Source organism: Pseudomonas fragariae (ex Marin et al. 2024) (assembly GCF_059621105.1).
Map to the genome: position 1 here is coordinate 3,209,412 of NZ_CM184369.1, position 14,333 is coordinate 3,223,744.

Annotated in this window: 1 protein-coding gene (only partly in view); it reads left to right on the top strand. The window is 62.2% G+C overall.

The genetic code is table 11. The features are described 5' to 3' along the window. Positions 1–14,333, top strand: partial view of a syringopeptin non-ribosomal peptide synthetase SypC gene (gene sypC, locus AC54XV_RS13855; protein ID WP_496716929.1) — the start only. The gene runs 26,278 nt beyond the window's last position; 14,333 of the gene's 40,611 nt are visible here — the first part of the coding sequence; its start codon is at positions 1–3; its stop codon lies beyond the right edge, outside the window.

Sequence of the window (14,333 nt, forward strand, 5' to 3'; positions counted from 1 at the left end):
ATGCACTTCAGCGAATTGATGGCAGTTCTTTCCACGCACGCTATCCGTCTTCAACAGGAAGAGGACGATCTGGTGATTCTCGGTGACGACGAGGGGCTGGACAGTGCCACTCTTGAAAGCCTGAGCGTGCACAAGGCGGAACTGCTTACGCTGGTGGCTCGAATGGGCGGTGACTGGCTCAGCCCGGCCTTTCGCATTACTGCCGACATGCTGCCGCTGGCCAATCTGAGCCAGGAAGCGATTGACAGAATCGTCGACGCGATACCGGGTGGGGCTGGCAATGTGCAGGACATCTACCCGCTGGCGCCCCTGCAGGAAGGGATTCTCTATCATCACCTGACGGCCGGGCAGGGCGACCCCTATGTGTTGCGGGCGTTGTTCGGGGCCGAAAGCCGCGAACGTCTCGACGACTTCGCCCAGGCACTGCAGGCGGTGATCGAACGCCATGACATCCTGCGCACGGCGATGGTCTGGGAAGGCCTCGAAGAACCGGTGCAAGTGGTGTTGCGCGAAGCAACGCTTGGCGTGGATGAGCTGACGCTGGACGCGGCTGGCGGCGACATCGAAACCCAGTTGCACGAACGCTATGATCCCCGGCATTTCCGCCTCGATCTGCGCCAGGCCCCGTTGATGCGCATGGTGTGCGCTGAAGATCCGGCCAACGCGCGCTGGGTCGCTATCCTGCTGTTCCACCACATTGCCATTGACCACGCTGCGCTGGACCTGGTGAAGCACGAGATGCAGGCCTTTCTGCTCGGCGAAGGCCATGCCTTGCCCGAAGCAGTGCCTTATCGTAACTACGTGGCACAGGTCCGACTGGGTGTCGGGGCTGATGCTCATGAAGGTTTTTTCCGCGAGATGCTAGCCGACATCGATGAGCCGACGCTGCCGTTCGGCGTGCTCGAAACGCCGGGCAGCGACTCACTGATCGAAGATGTGCACCTGCCCGTCGATGACGCATTGAGCGCGCGTCTGCGGACCCAGGCCCGACAGCTCGGGGTCAGCGCCGCGAGCCTGCATCACCTCGCCTGGGCGCGGGTGGTGGGTGCACTGTCGGGCAAATCGGATGTGGTTTTCGGCACGGTGCTGATGGGCCGAATGCAGGGCGGCGACGGCGCCGACCGGGCGTTGGGCATGTTCATCAACACCTTGCCGTTGCGGGTCAGGCTCGAAGGGCATGCGGTGCGTGAAGGGGTCAGAACCACCCATGCGCGGCTGACTGCCTTGCTCGGTCATGAACATGCGTCGCTGGCCCAGGCCCAGCGTTGCAGCGGCGTTGCCGCACCGGCGCCGTTGTTCAATTCGCTGCTCAATTACCGTCACAGTGCCAGCGAATCGGTGGCTTCGGCCGAAGCGCTCCACGCCTGGAACGGCTTGCAGAGTCTGGGCAGCGAGGAGCAGAGCACTTACCCGATCACGCTGTCGGTGGATGACCTGGGCCAGGGCTTCAGCCTGACGGTTCAAGCCCTGGCGCAGATCGGTGCACAGCGTATCGGCGAGTACATGTTGACGGCACTCGGCGCGCTGGTAGAGGCGCTGGAGCAGCAGCCGCAAACCCCGTTGCAGCGTCTGCAAGTCCTCTCTGCAGCCGAACGCCAGCAAGTGCTGCACGACTTCAATGACACGGCACGCGAATACCCACGCAACAGCAGCCTGCAGGAACTTTTCGAACAACAAGTGGCGACGCAGCCTGATGCACTGGCTGCTGTGCAGAATGACCAGTGCCTGACCTACCGGGAACTGAACGGTCGCGCCAACGCGCTGGCCCGTCACCTGGTCGACCTCGGTGTGCAACCGGGCGGGCGAGTGGCATTGCTGCTGGAGCGCTCCCTTGATCTGCTGGCCGGTCAGTTGGCGATTATCAAATGCGGGGCGGCGTATGTGCCGCTGGACAGCAACGCCCCCGCCGAACGTCAAGCGTTCATGCTGCAAGACTGCGGTGCGCGGCAGGTGCTGACGCTGTCTCGCCATGACCTGCCCGACGGCATTCAGCGGATTGACCTTGACCTGCTGGAACTGCAAAGCGATGCACCCAACCCGGTACATTCGGCGTCCGCCGAGTCGGTGGCCTACATCATGTACACCTCCGGTTCCACCGGCATGCCCAAAGGCGTGTTGGTGCCGCACCGTGCTGTCAGCCGTCTGGTGCTCAATAACGGTTATGCCGATTTCAATGCCGGGGATCGTGTAGCGTTCGCCTCCAACCCGGCGTTCGACGCCAGCACCCTGGATGTCTGGGCGCCGCTGCTCAATGGCGGCTGCGTGGTGGTGGTCGAGCAGTCGGTGCTGCTGTCACTTGACGAGTTCCGCGCGCTGCTGCTGTCTCAGTCGGTCAGCGTGCTGTGGATGACCGCGGGTCTGTTTCATCAATATGCCAGCGGCCTGATGGAGGCCTTCGCCAGGTTGCGCTACCTGATCGTCGGGGGGGACGTGCTGGACCCGGCAGTAATCGCCAGGGTACTGGCAGAAGGCGCACCGCAACACCTGCTCAACGGCTACGGCCCGACCGAAGCGACGACCTTTTCCACGACCCATGAGATCATCTCGGTCGGCAGCGGCGGTATACCCATCGGCCGGCCGATTGGCAACAGTCAGGTCTACGTGCTCGATACTTTGCGCCAACCGGTAGCGGTCGGAGTGGCGGGGGAGCTGTATATCGGCGGACAGGGCGTGGCCAAGGGTTACTTGAACCGCCCGGAGCTGAACGCCACCCAGTTTGTCGCCAACCCTTTCAGCGACGACGCTGGAGCCCTGCTGTACCGCACTGGCGACCTTGGTCGCTGGAACGCAGACGGGATTGTCGAGTATCTGGGCCGTAACGACGACCAGGTGAAAATCCGTGGTTTCCGTATCGAACTGGGTGAAATCGAAGCGCGTCTGGTCGAGTGCCACGGCGTCAGAGAAGCCGTGGTGCTGGCCCGCCAGGACGAATCTGCACACAAACGCCTGGTGGCGTACGTGGTCGGCGAAGAAAACAGCGCCTTGTCAGCGGTCGAACTGCGCCGCGAACTGGCGGCGTCTCTGGCCGAATACATGGTGCCAAGCGCCTTTATGGTGCTGGACTCTTTCCCGCTGACCGCCAACGGCAAGCTTGATCGCCGGGCCTTGCCGGTACCGGACGCCGACGCCTACGCCAGCCGCGAATTCGAAGCACCCGAGGGTGAAGTGGAAATCACCCTGGCGCGCTTGTGGTCCGAATTGCTCAACGTTGAGCGCGTCGGTCGTCACGATCACTTCTTTGAGCTGGGCGGGCACTCGCTGCTGGCCGTCAGCCTGATCGAGCGTATGCGCCTGGCGGGGCTGAGCGCCGATGTACGCGTGCTGTTCAGCCAGCCCACGTTGGCCGCACTGGCCGCCGCCGTCGGCGCAGGCCGTGAAATCAATGTACCGGCCAACCTGATTGGCCAAGGCTGCGAGCGCATCACTCCAGAGCTGTTGCCGCTGGCAAGTCTGACCCAGGTGCAGATCGACCAGGTGGTGGCCAGCGTGCCCGGCGGCGTGGCGAATGTTCAGGATATCTACGCGCTGGCGCCGTTGCAGGAAGGCATTCTTTATCACCACATGGCAGCCGAGGTCGGCGACCCCTATGTGTTGCAGAGCCAGTTCGCCTTTGATAACCGCGAGCGCCTGGAAGCCTTCGTTCAGGCTTTGCAGATGGTTATCGACCGTCATGACATTCTGCGTACCGGGGTGGTCTGGGATGGTCTGGACTCACCTGTGCAAGTGGTCTGGCGCGAAGCGCAGTTGCACCTTGAAGGGCTTGAGCTTGACCCGGCAGACGGTGAGATCGGCGCGCAACTGCATAGCCGCTTCGACCCGCGTCACTACTGCCTCGATATGACTCAGGCGCCACTGATGCGCCTGGTCTACGCCGAGGATCCGCTCAATCAGCGAATCACCGCGATGCTGCTGTTCCATCATATGGCCCTGGATCATATGGCCATGGAGGTGGTGCAGCATGAAATGCAAGCCTGGCTGCTCGGCGAGAGCGAAACCCTGTCGGCGCCAGTGCCATACCGCAACTACGTGGCTCAGGCGCGGCTGGGTGTCAGCCAGGCTGATCATGAAGTGTTTTTCCGCGACATGCTGGGTGATATCGACGAGCCGACGCTGCCGTTCGGCCTGCAGGATGTGCAGGGCGACGGGCGTGATATAGAGGAAGCCGTCCTTGCCGTGGATAGCCAGCTGAACCTGCGCCTGCGTGCTCAGGCCCGACAACAAGGGGTGAGTGCCGCCAGTCTGGTGCACCTGGCCTGGGCCCAGGTGCTGGGCAAGGTTTCCGATCGTCGCGATGTGGTGTTCGGCACCGTACTGCTGGGCCGTATGCAGGCCGGCGAAGGCGCCGACCGGGCACTGGGGATGTTCATCAACACCTTGCCGCTGCGGGTCGCCGTGGGCGGGCAGGGTGTACGCGCCGGGGTCAAGGCGACACACGCGCAACTCACTGCGTTGCTCGCTCACGAACATGCATCGCTGGCGCTGGCTCAGCGTTGCAGCGGGGTTGCCGCACCGACGCCACTGTTCAGCGCACTGCTCAACTACCGCCACAGTGCGGTTGGCAGCGTGTCCGAACGTGCCGTACAGGCCTGGCAGGGTATTCATGCCCTGAGCAGTGAAGAGCGCACCAACTATCCATTGACGTTGAACGTCGATGATTTGGGTGACGGCTTCAAACTGGCTGCGCTGGCGACGAACGCGATCGGTGCGCAGCGCGTGTGTGGTTACATGCACACGGCTCTGGAGCATCTGGTGGACGCTCTAGAGCTAATGCCACAAGCGTCGTTACAAGGCTTGTCGATCCTGCCGGCTGTCGAGCGTGAGCAGTTGCTGGTGGGTTTCAACGACACCGCGCTGGATTACCCGCAGCAGCAGACCATTCACGGTATGTTCGAAGCGCAGGTCGAGCGTACTCCGCAAGCGTTGGCAGTGGTCCACGGCGAACAGCACCTGACGTATCGCGAGCTTGACCAGCAGGCCAACCGCCTGGCCCATGCGTTGATCAAGCAGGGCGTGCAGCCGGATTCCCGCGTCGGTATCTGTGTCGAACGCGGCGCGGAAATGGTCGTCGGTTTGCTGGCGATTCTCAAGGCGGGCGGCGGGTATGTGCCGTTGGATCCGACCTATCCATTAGAACGTATTGCCTACATGCTGCAGGACAGTGCGCCTGCCGCCGTGCTGGCGCAGTCGGCGACTGAAGCGTTACTGGCCGACGCTTCGGTGCCAGTGATCAACCTTGATTTGGGCAACTGGCAGGACGAATCCGTCCAGAATCCGCAGGTGCCGGGGCTGACTTCGGCGCATCTGGCGTACCTGATCTATACCTCGGGCTCCACCGGGCTGCCGAAAGGCGTGATGATCGAACACCGCAACACCGTGAACTTCCTGACCTGGGCGCACACCGCTTTCGACGGCTCTGCACTGGAAAAAACGCTGTTCTCCACCTCATTGAATTTCGACCTGGCGGTCTACGAGTGTTTTGCGCCGCTGACCTCGGGCGGCAGCATCGAAGTCGTCAAAAACGTTCTTGAACTGCAGCACGGCGAACACGATATCGGCCTGATCAACACCGTACCGTCGGCGCTGAAAGCGCTGCTGGAAGTCAACGGCCTGCCGGAATCGGTGCACACCGTGAACGTGGCCGGTGAAGCGCTCAAGCGCAGCCTGGTGGAAAATCTGTTCGAAAAAACCGGTGTGCAGCGCCTGTGCAACCTCTACGGCCCTTCGGAAACCACTACGTACTCAAGCTGGGTGGCGATGGACCGCGAACACGGCTTCGCTGCGCACATCGGCAAACCAGTGGGCAATACACAGTTTTACTTGCTGGACGAACAGCAACAGCCCGTGCCACTGGGTGTTGCCGGTGAAATCTACATCGGTGGTGCCGGTGTGGCACGGGGTTATCTGAACCGCGACGACCTCACTGCCGAGCGCTTTGTCAAAGATCCGTTCAGCCCGCAGCCAGCGGCACGCATGTACCGCACCGGCGACCTGGGGCGCTACCTGCCAGACGGCAATATCGAATACCTCGGTCGTAACGACGATCAGGTGAAAATCCGCGGCTTCCGTATCGAACTGGGCGAGATTGATGCGCGCCTGGCCAAACACCCGGCGGTCCACGAAGCCGTAGTCACTGCCCGCGAAGACATTCCCGGCGACAAGCGTCTGGTGGCTTATTACACCCTGGTGTCCGGGCACACCTCGGTGGACATCGACAACCTGCGCAGCCATTTGCAGGAAAAGCTGCCTGAGTACATGGTTCCGGCCATTTACGTGCTGCTGGAGGCCATGCCTCTGACACCGAATGGCAAGCTCGACCGCAAGGCCCTGCCGGCGCCGGACGTTGAGGCACTGAGCAGTCGTGGCTATGAAGCGCCACAAGGTGAGACCGAAACGCAGCTTGCTGCCATCTGGCAAGACTTGCTGGGCGTGGCCCGGATCGGTCGTCACGACAACTTCTTCGAACTGGGCGGTCACTCGCTGCTGGCGGTGAGCCTGATCGGGCGTATGCGCCAATTGGGCCTGAGCGCCGATGTGCGCGTGCTGTTCAGCCAGCCAACCCTGGCCGCACTGGCTGCTGCAGTTGGCGGTAGCACGGACATCGTGGTGCCGGCCAATCTGATCACCGAGGATTGCCAACGCATTACGCCCGATCTGCTGCCACTGGCCAGCCTGACCCAAACGCAGATTGATCAGGTGGTCGCCACAGTGCCGGGCGGCGTGGCGAATGTGCAGGACATCTACCCGCTGGCACCGTTGCAGGAAGGCATTCTCTATCACCACATCGCCGCCGAGCAGGGCGATCCCTATGTGCTGCAGGCACATTTCGCCTTTGATGACCGCGCGTGCCTGGACGCCTTCGTCCAGGCTTTGCAAACGGTTATCGATCGTCACGACATTCTTCGCACCGGTGTCGTCTGGAAAGGTCTGGACTCACCCGTGCAGGTGGTCTGGCGCCACGCACAACTGCCTCTTGAGATGTTGCAACTCGACCCGGCAGCCGGTGATGTCAGCGCGCAACTGCACGACCGCTTCGACCCGCGTCACCACCGCCTTGATGTCACTCAGGCACCACTGATTCGCCTGGCCTATGCCGAAGACCCGCTGAATCAGCGGATCTGCGCGATGCTGCTGTTCCATCACATGGTCCTCGATAACATGGCGATGGCCGTGGTACAGAATGAAATGCAGGCCTGGTTGCTGGGCGAAGCTCAAAACCTGTCGACACCGGTGCCATACCGCAATTATGTGGCTCAGGCACGCCTGGGCGTCAGCCAGGCCGATCACGAAGCGTTTTTCCGCGACATGCTCGGTGATGTAGACGAGCCGACGCTGCCGTTTGGTCTGATCAATGTGCAGGGCGATGGCCTTGATATCGAGGAAGCCAACCTTGCGCTGGCCCCTCGGTTGAACCTGAGACTGCGCGCTCAGGCCCGACAAGAGGGGGTGAGCACCGCCAGTCTGCTGCACCTGGCCTGGGCTCAGGTATTGAGCTCGGTTTCAAACAGGCAGGACGTGGTGTTCGGCACCGTGCTAATGGGCCGGATGCAGGCCGGGGAAGGCGCCGAGCGGGCATTGGGGATGTTCATCAACACCTTGCCGCTGCGGGTTTCGGTGGGCGGGAAAAGCGTGCGGGACGGGGTCAAGGCCACTCATGAACGTCTGACTGCCTTGCTGGGTCATGAGCATGCTTCACTGGCGCTGGCTCAGCGTTGCAGCGGCATTCCCGCGCCAACGCCACTGTTCAGTTCGCTGCTCAACTATCGCCATAGTGCGCCTGGCAGCGTATCCGAGCGGGCGACCCAGGCCTGGCAGGGTATTCATACGCTGAACAGCGAAGAACGCACCAACTACCCATTGACCTTGAACGTCGATGACTCCGGTGAAGGCTTCAACCTGAACGTACTGGTCACCGGCGCCGTGGGTGCCAAACGGGTCTGCGCGTACATGCAGACCGTGCTGGAACATCTGGTGGATGCGCTTGAGCAGTCACCGTCTGCGGCCCTCGACAGCCTGTCGATCCTGCCTGCTGGCGAACGTGCGCAGTTGCTGGTGGCGTTCAACGACACAGCAATGGCTTACCCGCAGCAGCAGACCATTCATGGCTTGTTCGAAGCACAGGTCGAGCGCACCCCGCAGGCGCTCGCAGTGGTTCACGGCGAACAGCGCCTGACGTATCGCGAGCTCAACCAGCAGGCCAACCGCCTGGCCCATGCCTTGCGCAAGCAGGGCGTGCAGCCGGATTCCCGCGTCGGTATCTATATTGAACGCAGTGCCGAGATGGTCGTCGGTTTGCTGGCGATCCTCAAGGCGGGCGGTGGTTACGTGCCGCTGGATCCAGCTTATCCGGCAGAGCGAATTGCCTACATGCTGCAGGACAGTGCGCCGGCAGCCGTGCTGGCGCAGTCGGCAACCGAGGCGCTGCTGGCCGACGTTTCGGTGCCAGTCATCAACCTTGATTTGGGCAACTGGCGGGACCAATCCGTCCAGAATCCGCAGGTGCCGGGGCTGACTTCTGCGCATCTGGCGTACCTGATCTACACCTCGGGTTCGACCGGGCTGCCGAAAGGCGTGATGATCGAACACCGCAACACTGTGAACTTCCTGACCTGGGCGCATAGCGCTTTCGACGCCGGGACAGCCACTTCGGCACTGGAAAAAACGCTGTTCTCCACCTCATTGAACTTCGACCTCGCGGTCTACGAGTGTTTTGCGCCGCTGACGTCGGGCGGCAGTATCGAAGTCGTCAAGAACGTGCTGGAACTGCAAAACGGCGAGCACGATATCGGCCTGATCAACACCGTACCGTCAGCGCTCAAGGCCTTGCTGGAAGTCGATGGCTTGCCGACGTCGGTCCATACCGTGAACGTGGCGGGTGAAGCGCTGAAACGCAGCCTGGTGGAATCGCTGTTCGAGAAAACCGGCGTCCGGCGCCTGTGCAACCTCTACGGGCCTTCGGAAACCACCACCTATTCAAGCTGGGTCGCGATGGATCGCGAAGACGGCTTCGCTGCGCACATCGGCAAACCGGTCGGCAATACGCAGTTCTACCTGCTGGATGAACAGCAACAGCCTGTTCCGCTGGGCGTCGCGGGTGAAATCTACATTGGCGGTGCCGGTGTGGCCCGTGGCTACCTGAACCGTGACGAACTCACTGCCGAACGCTTCCTCACGGATCCGTTCAGCCAGCAGCCAGCAGCACGTATGTACCGCACCGGCGACCTTGGCCGTTATTTGCCAGACGGCAATATCGAATACCTCGGTCGTAACGACGATCAGGTGAAAATCCGTGGCTTCCGCATCGAACTGGGCGAGATCGATGCACGTCTGGCCAAGCACCCGGCGGTCCACGAAGCGGTGGTCACTGCCCGTGAAGACATTCCCGGCGACAAGCGTCTGGTGGCTTATTACACCCTGAGCGCAGGGCATGCTTCAGTGGACATCGACAGCCTGCGCGGCTGGCTGCAGGAACAACTGCCGGCCCACATGATCCCGGCGGCCTATGTGCTGCTCGATGCAATGCCGCTGACCCCGAACGGCAAACTCAACCGCAAGGCCCTGCCCGCACCGGACGGTGATGCACTGATCCGTGGCGGCTACGAGGCGCCACAAGGCACAGCCGAAATCACTCTGGCGAAGATCTGGAGCGACTTGCTCAACATCGAGCGTGTCGGTCGCCACGACCACTTCTTTGAACTGGGCGGCCATTCGCTGCTGGCGGTGAGCCTGATTGAACGTATGCGCCAGGCTGGCCTGAGTACCAACGTGCGTACGCTGTTCAGCCAGCCGACCCTCGCGGCACTGGCTGCGGCGGCAGGCGCGGTCGACGAGCTGGTGATCCCGGCCAACCGCATTCCAGCCGACTGCCAGAAAATCACCCCGGACATGCTGCCGCTGATCAACCTGACCCAGGTGCAGATCGATCAAGTGGTCGCTGGCGTGCCTGGCGGCGCGGCGAACGTACAGGACATCTACCCGCTGGCCCCCTTGCAGGCGGGCATTCTCTATCACCACATCAGCGCCGAACAGGGCGACCCCTATGTATTGCAGGCGCAGTTCGCCTTTGACAGCCGCACTCACCTGGATACCTTTGCTCAAACGCTGCAAACGGTCATCAACCGCCATGACATCCTGCGCACCTCCATGCACTGGGAAAGCCTCGACGAGCCGTTGCAGGTGGTCTGGCGCCATGTCGAGCTCAGCGTAGAAGAAGTGCAGCTCAACCCTGGCCTTGGTGATATATCCCGTCAGTTGCAAGAGCGTCTGGACCCACGCCAGATACGCCTGGACATCCGTCAGGCCCCCTTGATGCGTCTGGTGTGTGCGTTGGACACCGTCAACCAGCGCTGGCTGGCGACCTTGATGTTTCACCACATGATCCTTGACCACACCGCGCTGGATCAGGTGCGCTATGAGATGCAGGTCTGCCTGCTCGGTCAGGCCGATCAGCTTGGCGACTCCATTCCTTACCGCAACTATGTCGCTCAGGCCCGACTGGGCCTGAACGAAAGCGACCACGAGCTGTTCTTCAAGGACATGCTTGGCGACATCGACGAGCCGACGCTGCCGTTCGACCTGCACGATGTACAAGGCGACGGTAACGCTATCGATCAGGCCCGTCTGATGCTGGACAGCGGTTTGAGCCAGCGTCTGAGAGTTCAGGCGCGGCAGCTTGGGGTCAGCGCGGCGAGCCTGCTCCATCTGGCGTTCGCGCAAATGCTGGGTCGCCTCAGCGGACGTGAACACGTAGTGTTCGGCACCGTATTGATGGGCCGGATGCAGAGCGGCGAGGGCGCCGAACGAGCCCTTGGCATGTTCATCAATACCTTGCCGCTGCGGGTGGACCTGGGCGAACAGGCCGTGCGTGACGGGGTCAAGGCCACGCATCGGCGGTTGACCGGGCTACTCGGGCATGAGCATGCCTCACTGGCGCTGGCCCAGCGTTGCAGCGGCGTAGTTGCACCGGCGCCGTTGTTCAGCGCCTTGCTCAACTATCGTCACAGCAGTGTTGCCGTGACCGATGAAGCGCTCACCGCCTGGAATGGCATGCAATCGCTGGCGCTGGACGATGAAGAACGCACCAACTACCCATTGACCGTCAATGTCGACGATATGGGCGAAGGCTTCCTGTTCACTGCGCTGGTGGCGGCGAGCATAGGCGCGCAGCGTCTTTGCGACTATCTGCAGTTGGCAGCAGAAGGGCTGGTCGATGCGCTGGAACAGGCGCCGCAAACTCCACTGCACGCCATTTCGATACTGCCGCTCAACGAACGTGCGCAGTTGCTCAAGCAGTGGAACGAGCCTGGCCAGCACTACGCGAATGGCACACCCATCCACCAGCAATTCGAAGCCCGTGCCGCAGAACGGCCCGACGCCGTAGCGCTGATGTTCGAAGCGCAGACCCTGAGCTACGGCCAGCTCAACGCACGTGCCAACCAGGTCGCTCATCGCTTGCTGGCATTGGGTGTGCGCCCGGATGATCGCGTGGCGATCTGCGTCGAGCGTGGCCCGGCGATGATTATCGGCTTGCTGGGTATCCTCAAATCCGGCGCCGGTTATGTGCCGCTTGATCCGGCTTACCCCCTTGAGCGCCTGGCCTACACCCTCGGCGACAGCACGCCGGTGGCATTATTGAGCCAACAGTCAGTGCAGCAAGCCTTGCCGGTGACGGAAGTCCCCATCATCAGTCTCGACGATGCCGACTTGCAGGACGAATCCGTCTGCAACCCAGAGGTAGCGGGGCTGACGGCTGCGAGCCTGGCCTACGTCATCTACACCTCCGGCTCGACCGGTCTGCCCAAAGGCGTGATGGTCGAGCATCGCAACGTTGCGCGGCTGTTCTCGGCCACTCAAGACTGGTTCGGATTCGGCGAGCAGGATGTGTGGGCGCTGTTCCACTCGTTCGCCTTCGACTTCTCGGTCTGGGAGATCTGGGGTGCATTGCTGCATGGCGGACGTCTGCTGATCGTGCCGCAACTGGTCAGCCGCTCCCCGCAAGACTGCTACAACCTGCTGTGCAGTGCCGGGGTCACGGTGCTAAACCAGACACCGAGTGCGTTCCGCCAGCTGATTGCCGCTCAGGGTGAGAACGAGCAGGCACATTCGCTGCGCCAGGTGATTTTCGGCGGCGAAGCGCTGGAAACGGCGATGCTCAAGCCGTGGTACGCCCGCAACGTGAATGCCGGCACGCAACTGGTAAACATGTACGGCATCACCGAGACCACGGTGCATGTGACCTATTACCCGTTGCAGCCAAAAGATGCACAGCGTATCGGTGCCAGCCCGATCGGCCGGCGCATTCCCGATTTGCAACTGTATGTTCTCGACACCCATGGCGAGCCGGTGCCGGTCGGCGTGGTCGGCGAGTTGTATGTCGGCGGTGCCGGTGTGGCACGTGGCTACCTGAACCGTGAAGCACTGACGGCCGAGCGTTTCATCGATAACCCGTTCAACATGGCGCCGGGTGCGCGCCTGTACCGCACCGGTGACCTGGGCCGCTGGCTGGCCGATGGCAGCCTTGAGTACCTGGGACGGAACGACGAACAGGTCAAGATTCGCGGCTTCCGCATCGAGTTGGGCGAAATAGAAGCAAAACTCTGCGCGTGTGACGGTGTACAGGATGCCTTGGTGCTGGTGCGTGAGGACGAACCGGGCGACAAACGTCTGGTGGCGTATGTCATCGGTACTGCGGACGTCGAACTGGATGCCACCCGATTGCGCGAACAACTGCGCCTGTCGCTGGCCGAGTACATGCTGCCGAGCGCCTTTGTCAGTCTGGAAAACTTCCCGCTGACCGCCAATGGCAAGCTCGACCGCAAGGCTTTGCCTGCGCCTGACCGCTCGGCGGTGGCCAGTCGTGGCTATGAAGCGCCCGAAGGCGACACCGAGATGGCCATTGCACGGATCTGGCAAGACCTGCTCCAGCTGGAGCAGGTCGGCCGGCATGACCATTTCTTCGAACTGGGCGGTCACTCGCTGCTGGCCGTGAAATTGATCGAGCGCATGCGCCAGATCGATCTAGTTGCCGATGTACGCGTACTGTTCAGCCAGCCGACCCTGTCTGCCCTGGCGGCAGCGGTGGGTGGCAAAAGTGCAGTAGAAGTGCCCGGCAACCTTATTCCCGCCAACTGCGAGCGCATCACCCCCGACATGCTGCCATTGGTGTCACTGAGCCAGGACGACATAGATCGTGTAGTAGCCAGCGTGCCCGGCGGTCTGGCCAACGTGCAGGACATCTACGCGCTGGCGCCATTGCAGGAGGGGATTTTGTATCACCACCTTGCTGCGGCCGAAGGTGATCCATACCTTCAATACGCACTGTTTGCCTTTGACAATATCGAGCGTCTGTACAGCTTCGCCGAGGCCCTGCAAGGCGTGATCGCCCGGCACGATATCCTGCGCACCGCGGTGCTTTGGGAGCGCCTCGATTCCCCGGTGCAAGTGGTCTGGCGTGAAGCGACTCTGGGTCTGGATGAACAGGTGCTGGACCCGGCCGATGGCGATATCACCGAACAATTGCTCAAGCGCCTGGACCCTCGTCATACGCGCCTGGACATCCGTCAGGCGCCGATGCTGCGCATCGGCTACGCACAGGACGCGGCGAACAACCGCTGGCTGGGCATGCTGCTGTTCCATCACCTGGTCGACGATGCCACCTCGCTGCGCATTCTGAGCAGCGAAATCGAAGCGCACATGCTCGGTCAGCAAGCCTCGCTGCCGCCGTCCGTGCCTTATCGCAACTACGTGGCCCAGGCCATGCTCGGCGTCAGCCGCGAGGAGCACGAGGCGTTTTTCCGCGACATGCTGGGTGACATCGATGAACCGACGCTGCCGTTCGGTCTGCAGGACGTGCAGGGCGACGGACGTGGTATCGAAGAAGTGCGCCAGTTGGTCGACGTCGACCTGAGCCGACGCCTGCGCGTGCAGGCCCGCCAACTCGGGGTCAGCTCAGCCAGCCTGTATCACCTGGCCTGGGCCCGTGTGCTGGGTGCGGTATCGGGCAAAGAGGACGTGGTGTTCGGCACCGTGTTGCTCGGTCGCCTGCAAGGCGGCGCCGGGTCCGACCGGGCGCTGGGGATGTTCATCAACACCTTGCCACTGCGTGTCACGCTGGGCGAGCAGGGGGTGCGCAGCGGTCTGAAAGCCACCCATGCACGACTCAGCGGGCTGCTGGCCCATGAACACGCCTCGCTGGTACTGGCCCAGCGTTGCAGTGGCGTACCGGCTTCGACACCATTGTTCAGCTCGCTGCTCAACTTCCGCCATACCGGTGATCTCGACGCGAGCGACCAGGCGCTGGCCGCCTGGGAAGGTATTCAGGCGCTGCATGGCGAAGA